The following is a 19,911-nucleotide window of genomic DNA, read 5'->3' on the forward strand; positions in this document are numbered from 1 at the left end:
GCGCCGCGCGCCCGTTGCATGAAGGCCCAGGCAGATCCGGGCTCTAGCTCGACAAACAGAACAGGAAAGGCAAATCATGTCGCATGCGTTGCCCGAGCGGTTGCTGCCTGGCTCGCCGTATCCGCTCGGCGCGAGCTGGGACGGGCTGGGCGTCAACTTCGCGGTGTTCTCGGCGAACGCACAGAAAATCGAGCTATGCCTGTTCGATTCCACCGGCCGTAAGGAAATCCGCCGCTTCGCCATGCCCGAATGCACCGACGAGATCTGGCACGGCTATCTGCCGAACGCGCATCCGGGCACCGCATACGGCTTTCGCGCGCACGGACCGTATCAGCCGCATTTCGGGCATCGCTTCAATCCGCACAAGCTGCTGCTCGATCCGTATGCACGCAAGCTCGTCGGACAATTTCGCTGGTCCGACGCGCTGTTCGGTTATCGCGTGCATTCGAATCGCGCGGACCTTTCGATCGACCGACGCGATTCCGCGCCCGCGATGCCCAAGTGCGTCGTGATCGACGAGGCGTTCGACTCGTCGCACGACAAGCGTCCTGACGTGCCGTGGGGCGAAACCGTGATCTACGAAACGCACGTGCGCGGCGCGTCGATGCTGCGTGCCGATCTGCGCCAGCACGAGCGCGGCACGTTCGCGGCCCTGGCGGCGCCGGAGTTCATCGAGCATCTACTGAAGCTCGGCGTGACCGCGGTCGAGCTGCTGCCCGTGCACGCGTTCGTGAATGACCGCTTCCTGGTGGAGCGCGGCCTGCGCAACTACTGGGGCTACAACACCGCCGCGTTCTTCGCGCCGGAGCCGACCTATCTGAGCACGCACCGGCTCGACGAACTGCGCATCGCCGTGCGCCAGCTGCACGCGGCCGGCATCGAAGTGATTCTCGACGTGGTCTACAACCACACCTGCGAAAGCAACGAGATGGGGCCGACCATTTCATGGCGCGGCCTCGATAACGCCAGCTACTACCGGCTGATTCCCGGCGACGAGCGTCACCATATCAACGACACGGGCTGTGGCAACACGGTCAATCTGCCGCATCCGCGCGTGATGCAGATGGTGATGGATTCGCTGCGCTACTGGTCGACCGCGTTCAATATCGACGGCTTCCGTTTCGATCTCGGCGTGACGCTCGGGCGCGAAAGCCATGGCTTCGACCCGGGCTCGGGCCTGTTCGACGCGTTGCGCCAGGACCCGGTGCTGTCCCAGCGCAAGCTGATTTCCGAGCCGTGGGACATCGGTCCCGGCGGCTATCAGCTCGGCAATCATCCACCGGGCTTCAGCGAATGGAACGACCGTTTCCGTGACACGGTGCGACGTTTCTGGCGCGGCGACGCCGGCCTGCGGCCCGACCTTGCCGCGCGCCTGACCGGCTCGGCGGATCTGTTCAACCGGCGGCATCGCAAGCCGTGGGCGTCGTTGAACTTCGTCACGTCACATGACGGCTTCACATTGGCCGATGTCACCGCGTACGAGCAAAAACACAACGAGGCCAACCAGGAGGACAACAACGACGGCCACAACGAGAATTGCAGCCGCAACTGGGGCGTCGAAGGCATCACCGACGACCCGGCGATCCTCGCGACCCGCCGTCGCGTGTCGCGCTCGCTGATCGCGACACTGATGATCGCGCTCGGCACGCCGATGCTGCTCGCCGGCGACGAAGCGCTGCGCACGCAGCGCGGCAACAACAATGCGTACTGTCAGGATAACGATATATCGTGGATCGACTGGGATCTCACGGATTCGCCGGAAGGCCAGCGCATGACCGAGTTCGTCGCGCGCGTGATCGCGTTGCGCAAGCGCCATCCGCTGCTGCGCGAAACGCGCTTTTTGTTCGGCGACCGCGAAGTGCTGCCCGGCCTGTTCGACGTCGGCTGGTTCGACGAACACGGTGATCCGCTGACGATCGAAGCGTGGCAGGACCCGGAGGGACGCGCGTTCACGTTGCGTCGCGCGGGTCCGGGCCTGAATGGCGAAACCGAAGTATTGTTACTGATGCTCAACGCTCACGAGGAGCCGCTGCAGTTCGCTCCACCGGCACCGCACCTGGAATGGCATGTGCTGTTAGACACGGCGGTTCCGGAACGCGCGCCGCAGCGGCTCGCAACGGCCGAACTCGAGGTGGCCGCGTACGGCCTCGTGATCCTCGCCGCGCAGCCGACCGGCGAAGCGGATTGGCAAGCCGGCTGGAAAGCTGGCGCGCAGCACGGGCCACGGCTGTTGACCGCGCTGCCGCCCGATCCGGGCACGCAGACACCGGACGGCGATGGTTCGCAATGAACGACGCGCCGCGGCGGCCCAGCTGGAGCGAGGACAACTCACAACGCAGCCGGGGTGGCAAGAATGTTGCGACGCGATGCTTGCCTGCGTCGCGTCGCAACACTCTTGCCATCCCGGCTCGATCGCAGATTCGAATGGTGAAGACATGTCTGAAAGTCCGATTGATCCTCACGCGCATCATCACGCGCATTGCCTGCCGTTCAGCGCGCAGTTGATCGGCGCGACCAGCATCCGACCGCGCACGCGGTTCCGTTTTTGGGCACCGTCGTGCAAAAGCGTGCAGGTGGTCATCGAAAACGGCCACGCGCAAGGCGCGCACGACATGACGCCGACCGGCAACGGCTGGTTCGAGACCACCGTGGAGTGTGGCGCGGGCACGATGTATCGCATCCAGCTCGATAGCGGGCAGCTGGTGCCAGATCCGGCCTCGCGGTTCCAGCCGCAGGACGTGCACGGCCCGAGCGAAGTCATCGATCCGCGCACCTATCATTGGCAATACACGGCCTGGCACGGCCGGCCTTGGGAAGAAACGGTGCTGTACGAACTGCACGTCGGTGCGATGGGCGGCTACGCGGGCGTGCAAAAGCGTTTGCCCCAATTCGCCGCGCTCGGCGTCACCGCCATCGAGCTGATGCCGTTGAATGACTTTTCCGGTCGTCACAACTGGGGCTACGACGGCGTGCTGCCGTACGCGCCCGACTCCGCGTACGGCCGCCCCGAAGAGCTGAAAGCGCTGATCGATGCCGCGCACGGTCTGGGCCTGATGGTATTTCTCGACGTCGTCTACAACCACTTCGGACCGGACGGCAATTATCTGCATACTTATGCGGAGCCGTTTTTCCGCGCAGGCGTGAACACGCCGTGGGGCCCCGCGATCGACTTCGAGCGCAGCGAAGTCAGCGACTTCTTCACCGACAACGCGGTCTACTGGATCAACGAATACCGCTTCGACGGCCTGCGCTTCGATGCGGTGCATGCGATCGACAATCCCGCGTGGCTGCGCGAGCTATCGGACCATATCCGCGCGCGCGTGCAGCATGGCCGCCACGTGCATCTGGTGCTCGAAAACGAGCACAACAGCGCGAGCCTGCTCGACGCGCATTTCGACGCGCAATGGAACGACGACGCGCACAACACGCTGCACGTGCTGCTGACCGGCGAAACGGAAGGCTATTACCACGCGTATGCAAACGAACCGATTCGCCGGCTCGCGCGGGTGTTGTCCGAAGGCTTCGCGTATCAGGGCGAGCCGTCGCCGCTGCACGACGGTGCGCCGCGCGGCGAAGCGAGCGCGCATCTGCCGCCCACGTCGTTTGTGATGTTTCTGCAGAACCACGATCAGGTAGGCAACCGTGCGTTCGGCGAACGTCTGCGCAAGCTGACCTCGGATGATGCGTTGCGCGCCGCGACGGCGTTACTGTTGCTGTCGCCGCAAATTCCGCTGCTGTTCATGGACGAAGAACATGGCTCGACGCAACCGTTCCTGTATTTCACCGATTACACCGGCGATCTCGCCGACGCCGTGCGCGAAGGACGGCGCCGCGAATTCGCGCGCTTCGTCGCGTTCAGCGACGAAAAGCGCCGCGCACAGATTCCCGATCCGAACGACGCCGAGACCTTCACCGCCTCGTCGCCACCCGCGCCCGATGCGACCCCGACCCCGGATCGGCTCGACTGGATGCATTTCTACAAGTCCGCGCTCGCGGTGCGCGCGAAGCTGATTACGCCGCGCCTGAAAGATACGAAGGCGTCCGGCGCGACCGTGCTGTGCGATGCCGGTGGCGGCGATGCGAACGCGCTGATCGCGCGCTGGAAACTCGGCGATGGCGAGACGCTGTCGATCGCGTTGAATCTGGCGCAACAGAGCGTCGCGTTCGACGACATCCCCGCCGGCAAAATCATTTTCGAAACCCCGCCACGTGCGCGCGAGCAAACCGACGCGCGGGTGTTGCCCGCTCATGCGTGCATCGCGTGGCTGACCGGCGACATCAACGAATTCGCGAGCCGCCACGATGCGCGCATCGCGTCGCACGAGGAGCAGCGCGCGTGACGACCCGACGCCCCAACGACAGGCTCGCCGCGCTCGCCACCCGCGCAGGCTTCGAGGTGGAGTGGCAGGACGCGCATCACAATACGCAGCGTGTGCCTGAAAAGACACTTGGCACGCTGCTCGAACGCCTGGGGCTGCCATGCGGCAACGCCACCGAGATCCGCCATAGCGCCGCTGCTTTGGAAGCCGAACTATCGGGCCGCAGGCTACCGCCGCTGATGACCGCGGTGATCGGCCGTGGCATCGCGCTGCCCGCGGCCGCGGTCAAGTCGGACAGCCATTACCGGATCGAGCTGGAGAGCGGCGCTATCATCGATGGCCGCTTCACCGCGCCGAAGGGCGAGGAAGCGCTGCTCGCGCCGATCGACGAAGCGGGCTATCACACGCTGGTGATCAACGATCAGCGCATGACGCTCGCGGTCGCGCCGCCGCGCTGCTACACCGTCGCCGACGCGTGGCGCACGCTGCATGGCGGCGAAGGCGCAGGCGAACCCGAAGCCGCGTCGCCCGCGCCGCCACTGTGGGGCATCGCCGCGCAGCTGTATGGCTTGCGCCGCATCGGTGACGGCGGCATCGGCGATTACACGGCGCTCGCGCAGCTTGCGCGGCACGGCGCGCAGCGCGGCGCGCACGCGCTCGCCGTCAGTCCGACGCACGCGATGTTCAGCGCGCAGCCTGAGCGCTTCAGCCCGTACGCGCCGTCGTCGCGTTTGTGGCTCAACGTCACGCATATCGATCCGACCGCGGTATTCGGCGCCGACGCCTCTGCGTGCGCATCGGCGCAGGCCCGCGACGCATGGTCGAAGTACGAGGAGCTGCCGCTGATCGATTGGCCCCACGCGACACCGCTGAAGCTCGCGGTATTGCGCGCGCTGTACGAGCAGTTCAATGCGAACGAGCGCCCACAGCACTCGCCCCGCGCGCTCGAATTTCACGGCTTCTGCGAACGCGCGGGGCGCGCGCTCGAAGATCACGCGCGCTTCGAAGCCCTGCAGGCCGCGCAGCTCGCGCAAGGCGGCGACGGCCATTGGCGCAACTGGCCCGATGCGTTGCGCGATCCACGCAGCCCCGAAGTCGAGGCGTTCGCCGCCGCGCATCGCGACGAGGTCGACTTCCATCTGTTCCTGCAGTGGCTGGCCTCGCGCGGCCTGTTGCACGCGCAGCACACCGCGCGCGAAGCGGGCATGGCGATCGGCCTGATCGCCGATCTCGCGGTGGGTTGCGACAGCGCCGGCAGTCACGCATGGTCCTATCCGAACGACATGCTGCGGGGCGTGTCGGTCGGCGCGCCGCCCGACCTCTTCAACCAGGCCGGCCAGTCGTGGGGGCTCACGACATTCTCGCCGCGCGCGATGCGCACGCAAGGCTTCGCCGCGTTCATCGACATGCTGCGCGCGGCGTTCGCCCATGCCGGCGGGATTCGCATCGATCACATTCTCGGCTTGCGGCGTTTGTGGCTCGTGCCCGAAGGCGAAAGCGCGCGCAATGGCGCGTATCTGCGCTATCCGCTCGAAGACCTGCTGCGGCTGATCGCGCTCGAATCGTGGCGGCATCGCGCGATCGTGATCGGCGAGGATCTCGGCACCGTGCCGCCCGGTTTTCGCGAGCGGCTCGACGAGCATGGCATCGACGGGATTCGCGTGCTGTGGTTCGAAGGCGCACCCGACGGCAACGGCTTCAAGGCGCCGACCGATTGGGACCGCTACGCGGTCGGCACGACGACCACGCACGATCTGCCGACCATCGCCGGCTGGTGGCGCGGCAGCGACATCATGTGGCGCAACCGCATCGGCCAGACGATGGCGCGCGCCGACGGGCGCGACCCCGAGGAAGCGGCGCTCGAAGAGCGCGCGCAACAGCGCGCCGACTTGTGGCGCGCGTTCCAGCAAGCGGGCGTGGCCGCACCCGACGTCGCGCCGCCGGACGCCGACAACGCGCCGGTCGACGAAGCGCTCGCGTTCGTCGCCGCGACGCCCGGGCCGCTCGTCACGTTCCCGCTCGAAGACTTGCTCGGGCTGGCCGAGCAGCCGAACGTGCCGGGCTCGATCGACGAACATCCGAACTGGCGCCGCCGCATGGCGCAGCCCGTCGACGCGATATTCGACGACCCCGTGTTCACCGACCGCCTGCTGGCCGTCGACGGCGCGCGCCGCGCCGCCGCGCCTTCATCCCACCCTTCCGCGGAGCCTGACACGCCATGACCGTTCCACGCTCCACGCTGCGCCTCCAGTTCCATCGAGGCTTCACGTTCGACGACGCCGCGCAGCACGTCGAATACTTCGCCGCGCTCGGCATCAGCCATCTGTACGCGTCGCCGATCACGACGGCCGAGCCCGGCTCGATGCACGGCTACGACACCGTCGACTACACCCAGGTCAACGACGAATACGGCGGCGAGGCGGGCCTGAAGCGCCTCGGCGACAAGCTGCGCGCGCACGACATGGGGCTCATCGTCGACATCGTGCCGAATCATATGGGCATCGGCGGTTCGAGCAATGCGTGGTGGCTCGACATCCTCGAATGGGGCCGCCACAGCGCGTATGCGCGTCATTTCGACGTCGACTGGCATTCGCCCGATCCCGCGCTGCGCGGCAAGGTGCTGCTGCCGACGCTCGGCGCGTCGTACGGCGAAGAACTGGCGGCCGCCCGCATCGGACTGCATTTCGCGGCCGACAGCGGACGCTTTTATATCGGTTACGGTCCGCACGTGTTCCCGGTCTGCCCGGTCGATTACGCGGCGATCCTGCAAGGCGCCGACCGCGCCGACCTGAGCGCGCTCGCCAATCGCTTTCAGGGACTCACGACACAGCCCGCCGATCAGCCGCGCGCCGCCGAGGCGCGCGACGCGCTGCGCGAGTTCGTCGAGCGCGAGGGCGAGTCGTCGATCGAGTTCGTGCTGGAGACTTACGCGCCCGAAGAGCCGGTCACGCGCGACCGGCTGCATCGGCTGATCGAGCGGCAGCATTTCCGGCTCGCGTGGTGGCGCACCGCCTCCGACGAAGTGAACTGGCGGCGCTTCTTCGACATCTCGACGCTCGCCGCGGTGCGCGTCGAGCGGCCCGAGGTGTTCGAGGCGGTGCATGCGCTGATCTTTCGCCTCTATCGCGAGGGGCTCGTCGACGGCTTGCGGATCGATCACATCGACGGGCTCGCCGAGCCGCGCGAATACTGCCAGCGTTTGCGCCAACGGCTCACCGAGTTGCGCGACACCGCGCCGTACATGGTGGTCGAAAAGATTCTCGGCCGCGGCGAGCCGTTGCGCGACGACTGGCCCGTCGACGGCACGACCGGCTACGACTTCATGAGCGACGTCGGCGCGCTGCTGCACGATCCGGCCGGCGCTGAACCGCTCGCGCACACGTGGGCCGAGCTCACCGGCCGCAGCGCGAACTTCGCCGATGAAGCGCACGCCGCGCGCCGCAAGATTCTGGCGGAAAACCTGTCCGCGGAACTGGACCGCGCGGCGCGCGCACTGCATCGCATCGCACGCGATTCGCTGAGCACGCGCGACTTCACGTACACGACGCTGCGCCGGGTGCTGGTCGAACTGGTCGTGCATTTCCCCGTGTACCGCATGTATCCGCAGGGCGGCCTGCGCAGCGCCGCCGACAACGTCTATTTCGAGCAGGCGCTCGACGGCGCGCGCGCTTCGCTGCCGCGCTCGGACCATGCGGCGCTCGAGCGCGTGAACGCGTGGCTCGGCGGCAGCGCCGAAGATGCGCCGCCCGCGCGGCCCGGCGCGCAGTCGCAGCAGCAGGCGCAAGGCGGTGCGCCGCCGTCGCATGCGGTTTCGTCGCGACGCAGCGCGCAAACGCTGTTTTCGCAGTTGAGCGCTCCGCTCGCCGCCAAGGCGATCGAGGACACCGCGTGCTATCGCTACGGCCGTCTACTGTCGCGCAACGAAGTCGGCTCCGACCCGGCCGAGTTCGCGCTGTCGGTCGAGCAGTTTCACGCGGGCAACCTCGAACGTGCGCAACGTTTTCCGCATGCCATGCTCGCGACGGCCACGCACGATCACAAGCGCGGCGAAGACGTGCGCGCACGGCTCGCGGTGCTCAGCGAGATCGCCGACGAGTGGGGTGCAACGTTGCGTGCATGGTCGACGCTGAACGCGCCGCAGCGTCGTGCGCTGGACGGCACGCCGATCAGCAGCGTGAGTCAGGACAAGAGCGACGCCTGGGCTCCCGGCCCCGCCGCCGAGGCGAGGCTGTATCAGACGCTGGTGGGCTGCTGGCCGCCGACGCTGAGCGTCGACGACGAAGCCGGCGTCAAGGAGCTGGCCGAGCGCGTCGCGCAATGGCAATTGAAGGCGCTGCGCGAGGCGAAGCTGCAAACCAGCTGGCTCACACCCGACGAAGTCTACGAATCCGGCTGCCGGGAGTTCCTGTTCGACATCCTCGCGCCGCAACGGCGCGACGGCTTTCTGAAGGAGCTATCGGCGTTCGTCGAGCGCATCGGGCGCGGGGGCGCGCTCAACAGTCTGCAGCAGACGCTGCTGCGTCTGGCGTCGCCTGGGATCCCCGATCTTTATCAAGGCACCGAGCTGTGGGACTTCAGCCTCGTCGATCCGGACAATCGGCGGCCCGTCGATTTCGCCACACGCGAGGCGTGGCTGCCGCAAACGCAAGCGCCGCCGTCGGAATTTCTCGCGGACTGGCGCAACGGCCGCGTGAAGCTCGCGGTGATCCAGCGGGTGCTGGCGTTGCGCGCACATCTGCCGGAGCTGCTGAGTCAGGGCACGTATCTGCCGCTCACGGTGCGCGGCGCGCATGCGTCGAGTGTGATCGCGTTTGCGCGGCGCCATGGCAATGCGTGGGCCGTGGTGATTGCGAGCCGGTTGGCGGCGGGGTTGCTTGGCCCTGACACCGATCTGCCGCTCGTCGAGCCGGCGCGATGGGCGGATACGGCCATCGAAATGCCGTCCGATCTGTCGGCGCGCGCGCTATTCGACTGGCTGAGCCCAGCCGCGCCGAAAGTCGACGATCATGGCCTGCTGTATCTGCGCGACGCGCTCGCCGCGATGCCGGTCGCGGTGCTGGTGGAGGATGGGGTGCCTCGAAGCTGAGGCGGTCAAAAAGTGTTGAGGCTTCGGGATGGCTCGGGCTTCAACCGCCCTCGTCGTCGAACACCTTCGGATACACGCGCACGAGCACGATGCGCGGCCCTTTCATCTTCTTGACCACAACGTCGAAGTCTTCGAACTCGACGCGCTGCCCTTCGGCCGGCAGATCGTTGAGCGCCTGGATGACGAGACCGCCGACCGATTCGGCCTTGCCTTCGTCGATGTCGATGCCCAGCGCGCGTTCGAGCGACACCACCGGCAAGCTGCCCTTGCCCATCAGCGTGCCGTCGTCCATGCGCGTCCAGTCGGCGTCGCCCTGACGGAACTCGTCGTGGATCTGTCCGACCAGCGCGCCGAGCAGGTTGTCGAGCGTCAGGAAACCGATCGGCTTCGCGTTCTTGCGGCCGACCAGCGCGAAGTGCGGCGCGCCCTTGCGAAAGCGCCGGAACAGTTCGAGCGCCGGCATGTCCGGCTTCACGTACTGCACGGGCCGCACGTAGCGCGACAGGTCATCGAGCGTGCTGCCCGCCTGGCGCGCGAGCAGCAGGTCCTTCAGGTGGATCATGCCGGCCACCCGCTCGCCCGATGCATCCTCGAACAGCGGATAGCGGCTGAAGCGATGGCGCGCGACCACCTGCATGTTGTCGCGCAGCGGCAGATCGCGCCGCAGCCCGACCATTTCATGCGACGGCCGCATCAAATCCGATACGGTCATGCGCGAGAAGTCGAGCGAGTGCGCGATCGTGTTCCATTCGTCCTGGCTGTACGCGCCGGTCGATGAACCGAGTTCGCTCGCGACGCTCGCGCGGCGGCCGCGCAGGATCAGCTTCAGTTCGTCGGTCGAGTAATGCGAATCGTGACCGTGCTCGCCATCGAGCCCCGCGGCCTTCAGCACCATGTTCGCACTGGTGTTGAGCAGCCAGATGGCCGGGTACATGGCCCAATAGAAACCGTACAGCGGCATCGCGGCCCACAGCGAAATCTTCTCCGCTTCGCGGATCGCGAGCGACTTCGGCGCGAGTTCGCCGACCACGATATGCAGGAACGAAATGCAGGAAAACGCGAAGAACAGCGAAATGCCGTGGATCAGGCTCTCGGACTCGACGCCGATCACGGTGAAAAGCGGCCTCAGCAGTTGCGCGAACGCCGGTTCGCCGATCCAGCCGAGCCCGAGCGACGCGAGCGTGATGCCGAGCTGACACGCCGACAGATAGGCGTCGAGCTGCCCGTGGACCTTCGCGAGCAGACGTCCGCGCATGCCATGCTGGGTGGCGAGGCTGTGCACGCGGGTCTGCCGCAGTTTGACCAGACCGAATTCGGCGGCGACGAAAAAGCCGTTGAGGGCAACCAGAAACAATGCACCGATAAGGGCGACAACCTGGATCAAAGCGACGGGCTCCGGCAACAAGAGTTGTCAGTATAGAGGCTGAAAGCTCGATGAAATATCGGTCGCGAGCTAACGCATTCGCTCGCAGCGCCTATTTCGGCGCCGCCGCGCTCAACGGCACGCGCAGCATGAGCGTGGCAGGGGTCGCGGTGACGCTGTCCGCTGCCTTCGCACCGCTTTGCTCGAAGCTGCCGCCATGCGCCTCCGCGACGCGTTTGCACAACGCGAACACCCACGCGATGCGCTTCGCCTCGCGCGGCTCGCAGGCCTGCTTGCGCGCGAACGCTTCGAGCAGGTGCGGCAGCGCGGCGTCGTTCAATGCCGCGTCGTTCGGCTCGTAAGTCACGCTCGCATGCCATGTGCCGTTGTCCACGCGCGTGGCCAGTGCAACCTCGGCGCCACGCGCGCTCGCCTCGGCGGCGAACGTCAGCATCAGCCACAGCGCGGCGGCGAGGCGAGCGCGGTCGCCGTTCAGTTGCTCGGTGGCGAGCTGGGAATCGAGCCGCACCTCGACGCCGCGCGCGCGGGCGAGGCCGGCGCGGACTTCCTCGACGGTTTCGTCCAGCAGCGGATGCAGCGCAAATGGTTCATACGTGAGCGCGAGCGATTTCGTTTCGGCGCGCGTCGCATCGACGATCGTTTCGAGCAGCTTCACCTGCTGCTCGACGCCGCTGCGAATGCCGGTGATCGCACGCTGCGAGTTGGGATCGTTCGCGTCGAGCTTGCGCTCGAGCACGTACGCCCAGCTATGAATTGCATTCAACGGCCCGCGCAGGTCGTGGGACACCAGCGACAGCACATGATCGCGCATGAACAACGCGGTTTCCGCTCGCAGGAACGCGCTGCGTTCGGAGATGACGAAGCCGGCCGACGCCGGCTGGGCGCCAGCAGTCCCGGTGGGTGACGTAGTCACGATCGAGTCCTCTCAGGCAATGCCGGTGATGGAAGCAAGCCTCATTATAGGCATCCCGTCCGGGCCGACCAGTCCGGCCGAACGGCGAGGCGCGCCGCAATCCGCATGCCATACGGCAAAACCGATGACACCGGGCAAGACTCGGCGATCGGCGTCAACGCGCCTACAATGTCGGTTTTAAGTTTTGATCTGAGGAGCAACGCATGTCGACTGTGACGACCGAATCCGGCCTGAAATACGAAGACCTCGTGGAAGGCACCGGCGCCGAAGCCGTGGCCGGTAAGAGCGTGACCGTGCACTACACGGGCTGGCTGACCGACGGCCAGAAGTTCGATTCGAGCAAGGACCGCAATGACCCGTTCGCGTTCGTGCTGGGCGGCGGCATGGTCATCAAGGGCTGGGACGAAGGCGTGCAAGGCATGAAGGTCGGCGGCAAGCGCAAGCTGACCATTCCGCCGCAACTCGGCTACGGCGTGCGCGGCGCGGGCGGCGTGATTCCGCCGAACGCCACGCTCGTGTTCGAAGTCGAACTGCTCGAAGTCTGAGTTACATCCTGCTGTTGTCATGAGCCACACCGCCGTCACCGCCCCTAACGTTTCGCTGCGCTGCTTTGGCGCGATCGAAGCGTCGGACGTACACGACTTCCACCAGGTCGTGCTCGGGCTCGACGGCGCGATGGTGATGGCGGTGGACGGCGTCGCGCAGCAGATCGACGCCGGCTCCGCATGGCTGATACCGGCCGGCGCGCGGCACGATTACGCGGGCGTCGGCGCGAACCGCCAGCTCGTGCTCGATTTGCCGGCGACGTCGCTGGCGGTGCCCGAGCGGCTGTTCGCACGCGCGCGGGCCGTGGCCGTCGATGCATCGCTCGCGCAGCTTGTGCACATGATTGCCGCGCATGCGGCGGACGGCGTGGGCGAAGCGCCTGGCCATGCCTCTGATAACCGCCGCTTCCATTGGGATGCCGCGGCACGCCTAGGCGCCGCACTTGTCGCCGATTCCGGCGCACTTGCCGGTGCGCAAGCCGACGGCGTTCGTCTCGATTTCGCGCGCATCGACCGCTGGCTGCGCGCGCATCTGTCCGAGCCGCTGAAGATTGCCGACCTCGCCGCGCACTGCGGCTTCGGCATGCGGCGCTTTCACCAACTGTTTATCGATGCGTTCGGCGAGACGCCGCATCGCTATTTGCAGCGGCTGCGGCTCGACACGTCGATCACGCTGCTTGCGGACCCGCGTCTTTCGTTGACCGATATCGCGCTCGACATCGGCTTCGGCGACCAGAGCGCTTACACGCACGCATTCACGCGACGTTTTGGGCTGGCGCCCGGGAAGTGGCGCGCGTTACGGCACTGAGGGCGCCGGAGGCTTCTGATCGAAGCGGCCCGGGTTCCGTGGCCACTTCGGTGGCTACATCACGCAGCAACGAAAAAGCCCGCTTTTGCGTCGGCATAAGCGGGCTTCATGTGCGCGGAGGCTGGAACCTGGGCGGACAAGCGTGGCTTTGCGCCCTTCGCTTTAGCTGTTTCGGGTTGCTCGCCGCGCGGTGTGTGCGCTCAACCCACCGACAATTGCAGATGCAGCTGCGAACGCGCCGGGCCGCCACCGTCGATCGCTTCGCTCGCGGCATCGCGATCCGATTGCGACGACGGCGCGAGACGCGCGCTTTCGATGCGGTCGAGGTACTCGGTCGTGATGTCACCGGTCACGTAGTTGCCGTCGAAGCACGACGCCTCGAACTCCTTCAGCGCCGGGTTGATATCGCGCACCGCCTGCTTCAGCGCATCGACGTCCTGATACACGAGGTGATCCGCGCCGATCATGCGCGCGACTTCCTCGTCCGAGCGGCCGTGCGCGACCAGTTCGCCGCGCGTCGGCATATCGATGCCGTAGACGTTCGGGAATTTCACCGGCGGCGCCGCCGACGCGAAAATCACCTTGTTCGCGCCCGCATCGCGCGCCATCTGCACGATTTCATGCGACGTCGTGCCGCGCACGATCGAGTCGTCGACGATCAGCACGTTCTTGCCCTTGAACTCGATGTTCATCGCGTTCAGCTTCTGGCGCACCGACTTCTTGCGCACCGCCTGACCCGGCATGATGAAGGTCCGGCCCACGTAGCGGTTCTTGAAGAAGCCCTCGCGATATTCGACGCCGAGCTTCTTCGCGACCTGCATCGCGGCCGGGCGCGACGAATCGGGAATCGGCATCACCACGTCGATCGCGACATCGGGCAGCTCGCGCCTGATCTTCTCGGCGAGGTAGTCGCCCATGCGCAGACGCACGTTGTAGACCGGCACGCCGTCGAGTACCGAATCCGGACGCGCCAGATACACGAGTTCGAAGATGCAGGGGTTCAGGCTCGTGGTTGTCGCGCACTGCTGCGAATGCAGTTGGCCTTCGGCGTCGATGAAAATCGCCTCGCCCGGCCGCACGTCGCGCACGAATTCGAAACCGATGCCTTCGATCGCCACTGATTCCGACGCCAGCATCCACTCGACGCCCACTGCCGTTTCGTGCTTGCCGAGACACAGCGGACGGATGCCGAACGGGTCGCGGAAACCGAGCAGGCCGTAGCCGGCGATCAACGAAACGATCGCGTACGAGCCGCGCACCCGCCGATGCACGCCCGACACCGCCTTGAACACCGCGGCCGGATCGAGCTGCAGACCCGAACTCGACAGTTGCAGCTCGTGCGCGAGCACGTTGAGCAGCACTTCGGTATCGGAATTGGTGTTCACGTGGCGGCGATCGATGCGGAACATCTCATCTTTCAACTGCTGCCAGTTGGTCAGGTTGCCGTTGTGCGCGAGGATGATGCCGAACGGCGCGTTCACGTAGAACGGCTGCGCTTCTTCTTCGCTGGACGCCGAACCGGCGGTGGGGTAACGGACCTGACCGATGCCCGTCGTGCCAGGCAGGCTGCGCATGTTGCGCGTGCGGAACACGTCGCGCACCATGCCGTTGGCCTTGTGCATGTGGAAATTGCTGCCGTTCGCCGTGGCGATGCCGGCGGCGTCCTGACCGCGATGCTGCAGCAGCAGCAGGCTGTCATAGATCAGCTGGTTGACCGGAGAGTGGGAAACTACGCCTACGATGCCGCACATGGCATGTCCTTCAAAGGTACGAAATTCGTGATGGCGACCGGTGCCTGCGACCGCGCCCGCGCTTTAATGCGACGGGACGCGCTGCGACGTCAAGGCAGCCGGTATGCGCCGGAGTCCTGTTGCGCATTGCTCGGGGCATGCGAATCGTCCACATGGACGTAAGCGGCGAGCGCCTCGGGGAGCAGCGGTTTCATTGCGCGGACGCCCGCAACCGCATACGGACGAAGCAGCGCGTTGCGCCAGAATTCCTCTTTGGGCAGTTCGGTCAAGCCTGCGAGGGCGACCAGAATCAGCACCAGAACGACCCCGCGCACGAGGCCGAACATCAAACCGAGCGAGCGGTCCGCACCGCCCAATCCCGTGACCTGCATAAGGCGGCTAAGCAGCGCGCTCACCACGCTCGTGACCAGCACCACGCCGATCACCACGAGCGAGAAAGCGAGCAGCCACTGCGTCAACGCACCGCCCGGCCACGTGGACGGGATATACGGGACCACGTAGCCCACGAACTCGCAAGCGATCAAAAACGCCGCGACCCAGCCGATCAAACCAAACACTTCCGACAGCAAACCGCGCCAGGCACCTCGCAGCGCCGACAAACCGATCACCGCCATTACAGCGTAGTCGAAGGCAGTGAACATCGCTCGCTTACTGTGCGTTGCCGCTGTTAGACCCCGACACGAGGCCTGCCTCGCGGACCTTTGCGACAGCGGCGGTGGCCGCGGCGCGGTCGGCGAACGGCCCGGCGCGCAGCAATGTCAGCGTCGAACCGTCGGCTTGCTTCCTATGCTCGATATATGTGGGTACGCCCGCCGCTTTCAACTTGGCGGCCCAATTGCGCGCGTTCGCTTCGTTGGCGAAGGCGCCGAGCTGCACCGCGAAACGGTTGCCCGGTGGCGAGGCCGGCGCGCCGGAATTCGCGTTGGCGCTGGTCGCGGCCGTATTCGTGTCGTCGTCGGTCGACGCCGACGGGGTCGCGGCGGCTGGCTTCGTCTGTTTGGTCGAGGCAGCGGGCGCGGTGTTGGCCGCGAGCGACTGGGTTGCCGGCTTCGTGGCGGATTTCGGCGTCGCGGCGCCAAGGGTGCCGTTTGCAGCGGACGGGGTCGTCGCCTGTTTCGCTGCGGTGGATTGAGTGGACTGCGTGGGCTTCGCGGCGGACGCCGAGGCCGCCGCCGTAGTCGCCGGGGTCGTTGCCGGCGCGAGGCTGGACGCTGCGACGCCCGTGCCGGCGGCCGACGGATTGTCCGGCGCGACGTCGGCTTGCAGGTCTTCGTTAGCAGTGGATTTGGCGAGTCTCGGCGCGGGCCGGCTCGGAATGTCGATGGAGATGTCGTCGGTGACAGGCTTGGGGTGCGAATCCAGCACCATCGGCAGGATGATCACCGCCGCGACGACCAGTGCGATCGCGCCGACGAGCCGGCGCCGCGCGCGCTGCTTTTCGGGCAGCGTGGGGTCGAGCAGCATTGCATCTGCATCGACGTTGCGCTCGGTGCGGCGGGTGCGCCGCTCGACGCGCTCACCCCGGGCGGGCCGATTGGAACTGGTGTTTGCGCCACGCCGGCTGGGCGCGTCGTCTTTCTTGCCGAACGAGAAAATTCCCATGAATCGCTTGGTTCGAGCCTGGCGCCCGCTCAGTGTTGCTGCGATTTCCGGTAGGCCATCACGCCCGCTACCGTATAGAAACTGCCGAAAACGACAATTCTATCATTCTCTGACGCACGTTTTAGCGCGTCCTGGAAAGCCTGTGCCGCGGTCGGGTAACGCGTGACGCTGCTGTCGGCGCTGTCTTCCACACCCAGCTCGCGCAAAACGGTTTCCAGCTCTTGCGCGGACGCGGCGCGCGGGGTCGGTAGATCGGTCACGCACCAGTGATCGATCTCGCCTTTCAGATGATTGAGCACGCCGGCGATGTCCTTGTCGCGCATCGCGCCGAACACCGCGTACGTGTATGGGAAAAAGCCCATATTGCCGAGATTCTGCCCGAGCACCGCGGCTGCATGCGGGTTGTGGCCGACGTCGAGCACGACGGACGGCTTGCCCGGCAGCACCTGGAAACGGCCCGGCAGATCCACGTTGGCGATGCCGAGCCGGATGTCCTGCGCCGACACCGGCAGACGATCGCGCAATGCTTCAAGCCCGGCCAGCGCCGCCGACGTGTTGATCAGCTGATTCGCGCCCCGCAGCGACGGATAGGCGAGCGCCGAGCGCCGCAGCGTCGGGCCGACATAGCTCCACTGCTGGCGCTCGCTGCCGGCCTGGCCTTCGTAACGGAAATCGCGGCCGAATAGCCACAATTGCGCGTCGATCTTTTCCGCATGATCGATCAGCGATTGCGGTGGCACGGGGTCCGCACAGATTGCAGGCTTGCCGGGGCGGAAAATGCCGGCTTTTTCAAACGCGATTTTTTCGCGCGTGTCGCCGAGATAGTCGGTGTGATCAATATCGATGCTCGTGATGATCGCGCAATCGGTATCGAGGATATTGACCGCGTCGAGACGGCCGCCGAGGCCGACTTCGAAAATCACCGCGTCGAGGCCGCGCGACGCGAACAGGCTCATGATCGCGAGCGTCGTGAATTCGAAGTAAGTCAGCGTAACCGGTTTCGCGAGGCTCAGGCGCGCGGCTTCGACGGCTTCGAAGTGCGGCAGCAGATCCGCGTCGCTTGCCATTGCGCCGTTGATGCGCGCGCGCTCGTTGAACGACAGCAGATGCGGCGACGTATGGCAGCCGACCGTGTAGCCCGCGCGCAGCAGGATCGCTTCGATAATCGCGCAGGTCGAGCCTTTGCCATTCGTACCGCCGACCGTGATGATCGGGCAGGCGAACGACAGCCGCATCGCATCGTGCACCTGGGAGATGCGGCCCAAACCCATGTCGATGCCGACCGGATGCGCGGATTCAAGGTGCGTGAGCCACGCGTCGAGGGTGGGGAATGTCGTCATCGGGTGAATCTTGAGTGAGTCGCGGTGGTTCGGTTCTGCCGTGCTGCACGTGGTGCCAGCCTGGCAAGCGGTTGCGGTTGCGGACCGTCCGACGGTTGGTCGGCAGCCGTTGCGCGGTTTATGCGCACAAACCCGCACCTTGAGCCGCGCCTGCTTCGGTTTCGACTGCCGCCGCATCGCAGGCGACCGTAATTATCCCGGAAATGACAGCGCGCCGCTTGATTGCTCACGCGGCGCGCTATTTTTTGATTGCTTGTTTGGCCGCCACCGCGCGTTCGACACGGCGGTGAAACAGCGGCAAAGGCGGTGCTGCCCGGCTTTTATGCGACCGCGTCCGCCGGCTGATGGCTCAGCAGTGCCAGCAATTGCGCGATCTCTTCGCGCAGCTTGCGACGATCGACGATCATGTCGATCGCGCCCTTCTGCAGCAGGAACTCGGCGCGCTGGAAGCCTTCCGGCAGCTTCTCGCGCACGGTCTGTTCGATCACGCGCGGACCGGCAAAGCCGATCAGCGCCTTCGGCTCGGCGATCACGACGTCACCGAGGAACGCGAAACTCGCGGACACGCCGCCCATCGTCGGGTCGGTCAGCACCGAGATGAACGGCAGCTTGGCTTCGGCCAGCTTCGTCAGCATCGCGGTGGTCTTCGCCATCTGCATCAGCGACAACAGGCTTTCCTGCATCCGCGCGCCGCCCGATGCGGTAAAGCAGATGAACGGCACTTTCTGTTCGAGCGCGTTCTGCGCGCCGCGCGCGAAACGCTCGCCGACCACCGAACCCATCGAACCGCCCATGAACGAGAACTCGAAGTTCGCGACGACGACCGGCAGCGTGTGAATCGCGCCGCCCATCACGACCATTGCGTCGGTCTCGTCGGTGTCGTCCATCGCCTCTTTCAGGCGCTCGGGATACTTGCGGCTGTCTTTGAACTTCAGCGCGTCGACCGGAACGATTTCCTGGCCGATTTCGTAGCGGCCTTCCGGATCGAGCAGGCCGTCGAGCCGCTCACGCGCGCCGATGCGCATGTGATGGTCGCACTTGGGGCAAACATGCAGATTGGCCTCGACGTCGTTGCGATACAGCACGGCTTCACACGACGGACACTTGATCCACAGGCCTTCCGGAATTCCCTTGCGGTTTTTCGGGTCGGTTTGTTTGATTTTTGGCGGCAGCAGCTTATCGAGCCAGCTCATATTGAATCCTTCTGGGTCAGCAGTCGCGCGAACGGCGGGACGAGCCCGCCGCTCACGTTACCGCGACAAAAATAACTGTTATCGGGCAGTCGCGACGCTATCGAGCGCCTCGCGCACTTCGGCAACGAAACGCGTGAGCGTCTCTGCAGCCGCGTCGGGCGCTGCCTGTTCGAGCAATTGAACGATACGGCTGCCGATCACGACGGCATCGGCCACCTCGCCCACCGCCCGCGCGGTTTGCGCGTCGCGAATGCCGAAACCGACGCCCACCGGCAGGGGGACGCGCGACTTGATCGCCGGGATTTTACTCGCGATGCTGGAAACGTCCAGATTTGCGGCGCCGGTGACCCCTTTCAGCGACACATAGTAGACGTAGCCGCTGGCGATCCTGCCGACTTCGGCGATACGTTCTTCGGTCGAAGTCGGTGCGAGCAGAAAGATCGGATCGATACCGGCAGATTGCATCTGTCCGGCGAAGTCAGCGCATTCCTCAGGCGGATAATCGACGACCAATACGCCATCGACACCGGCTTCCTTCGCGGCTTTAGCGAAGGCCTCGGCGCCCATCCTCTCGATCGGATTCGCATAGCCCATCAGGACGACCGCTGTAGTGTCGTCGGTTTCGCGGAAGCGTTTGACGTCGGCCAGCACATGGCGCAGCGACACGCCTTTCGCGAGCGCGCGCTCGGACGACTGCTGGATCACCGGACCGTCGGCCATCGGGTCCGAAAACGGCACGCCAAGTTCGATCACATCCGCGCCGCCGGCGGCGAGCGCATGCATGAATTCGACCGTACGAGCCGGGTCCGGGTCGCCAGCGGTCATGAACGGAATCAAGCCTTTCTTACCTTGGGCGGACAGCGCGGCAAACGTGTTCTTGATACGGGACATGGAAGTATTCTCGAATTAGGGCTGCTGCGCACTCATCTCAGCGCGCGTTTCAGCGAAATAGCTGCGCTTTTCGCGCTTT

The 19,911-nt window shown here is 65.8% G+C and carries 14 protein-coding genes; 6 read left to right on the forward strand and 8 right to left on the reverse strand.

Annotation, left to right across the window (positions count from 1 at the left end):
• Positions 1-76 precede the first annotated feature (76 nt).
• From glgX to treY, 4 genes are all read left to right on the forward strand, one after another.
• Entirely contained in the window at positions 77-2,290 is a 2,214-nt protein-coding gene (gene glgX / locus OKW43_RS05465; RefSeq protein ID WP_429445725.1) for a glycogen debranching protein GlgX, read from the forward strand.
• A 145-nt stretch (positions 2,291-2,435) separates the two neighbouring features.
• Entirely contained in the window at positions 2,436-4,340 is a 1,905-nt protein-coding gene (gene treZ, locus OKW43_RS05470) for a malto-oligosyltrehalose trehalohydrolase (protein ID WP_187637527.1), read from the forward strand.
• Entirely contained in the window at positions 4,337-6,541 is a 2,205-nt protein-coding gene (gene malQ / locus OKW43_RS05475; RefSeq protein WP_187637528.1) for a 4-alpha-glucanotransferase, read from the forward strand. Before treZ ends, malQ begins: the two co-directional genes overlap by 4 nt.
• Positions 6,538-9,405: a malto-oligosyltrehalose synthase gene (gene treY / locus OKW43_RS05480; protein ID WP_429445728.1), complete on the forward strand. Its 2,868-nt coding sequence runs from the start codon at positions 6,538-6,540 to the stop codon at positions 9,403-9,405. Before malQ ends, treY begins: the two co-directional genes overlap by 4 nt.
• A 40-nt stretch (positions 9,406-9,445) precedes the next feature.
• Here the strand turns inward: treY and OKW43_RS05485 are convergent, their stop codons facing one another.
• A complete protein-coding gene (locus tag OKW43_RS05485; protein WP_429445730.1) occupies positions 9,446-10,789 on the reverse strand; it encodes a hemolysin family protein in 1,344 nt (447 codons plus the stop codon).
• A gap of 91 nt (positions 10,790-10,880) precedes the next feature.
• Positions 10,881-11,702 carry a sensor histidine kinase gene (locus OKW43_RS05490; RefSeq protein ID WP_429445732.1) on the reverse strand — a complete coding sequence of 274 codons (822 nt, stop codon included), beginning with the start codon at positions 11,700-11,702 and terminating at the stop codon, positions 10,881-10,883.
• 203 nt (positions 11,703-11,905) lie between these two features.
• On the opposite strand from OKW43_RS05490, the gene OKW43_RS05495 reads away from it, so the two are divergent.
• Both OKW43_RS05495 and OKW43_RS05500 read left to right on the forward strand, forming a co-directional pair.
• The gene (locus OKW43_RS05495) at positions 11,906-12,247 is read left to right on the forward strand and encodes an FKBP-type peptidyl-prolyl cis-trans isomerase (protein ID WP_187637532.1); all 342 of its coding nucleotides are present in this window, start codon (positions 11,906-11,908) and stop codon (positions 12,245-12,247) included.
• 19 nt (positions 12,248-12,266) lie between these two features.
• Positions 12,267-13,055 carry a helix-turn-helix domain-containing protein gene (locus OKW43_RS05500; protein WP_429445734.1) on the forward strand — a complete coding sequence of 263 codons (789 nt, stop codon included), beginning with the start codon at positions 12,267-12,269 and terminating at the stop codon, positions 13,053-13,055.
• Between the two features lie 200 nt (positions 13,056-13,255).
• On the opposite strand, the gene purF is transcribed toward OKW43_RS05500, so the two are convergent.
• From purF to trpA, 6 genes are all read right to left on the reverse strand, one after another.
• Complete coding sequence (gene purF, locus OKW43_RS05505; protein WP_187637534.1) at positions 13,256-14,806, reverse strand: amidophosphoribosyltransferase; 1,551 nt, start codon at positions 14,804-14,806, stop codon at positions 13,256-13,258.
• An 89-nt stretch (positions 14,807-14,895) separates the two neighbouring features.
• The gene (locus OKW43_RS05510) at positions 14,896-15,447 is read right to left on the reverse strand and encodes a CvpA family protein (RefSeq protein WP_187637535.1); all 552 of its coding nucleotides are present in this window, start codon (positions 15,445-15,447) and stop codon (positions 14,896-14,898) included.
• A 7-nt stretch (positions 15,448-15,454) separates the two neighbouring features.
• Entirely contained in the window at positions 15,455-16,408 is a 954-nt protein-coding gene (locus OKW43_RS05515) for an SPOR domain-containing protein (RefSeq protein WP_429445737.1), read from the reverse strand.
• A 29-nt stretch (positions 16,409-16,437) separates the two neighbouring features.
• Entirely contained in the window at positions 16,438-17,748 is a 1,311-nt protein-coding gene (gene folC, locus OKW43_RS05520; protein ID WP_429445739.1) for a bifunctional tetrahydrofolate synthase/dihydrofolate synthase, read from the reverse strand.
• Positions 17,749-18,068: 320 nt separating this feature from the next.
• Complete coding sequence (accD, locus tag OKW43_RS05525; RefSeq protein WP_187637538.1) at positions 18,069-18,941, reverse strand: acetyl-CoA carboxylase, carboxyltransferase subunit beta; 873 nt, start codon at positions 18,939-18,941, stop codon at positions 18,069-18,071.
• A gap of 78 nt (positions 18,942-19,019) precedes the next feature.
• Entirely contained in the window at positions 19,020-19,832 is an 813-nt protein-coding gene (gene trpA / locus OKW43_RS05530; protein WP_429445741.1) for a tryptophan synthase subunit alpha, read from the reverse strand.
• Between the last annotated feature and the right edge of the window lie 79 nt (positions 19,833-19,911).

This window comes from Paraburkholderia sp. WC7.3g (genome assembly GCF_050436345.1).
GTDB lineage: Bacteria > Pseudomonadota > Gammaproteobacteria > Burkholderiales > Burkholderiaceae > Paraburkholderia > Paraburkholderia podalyriae.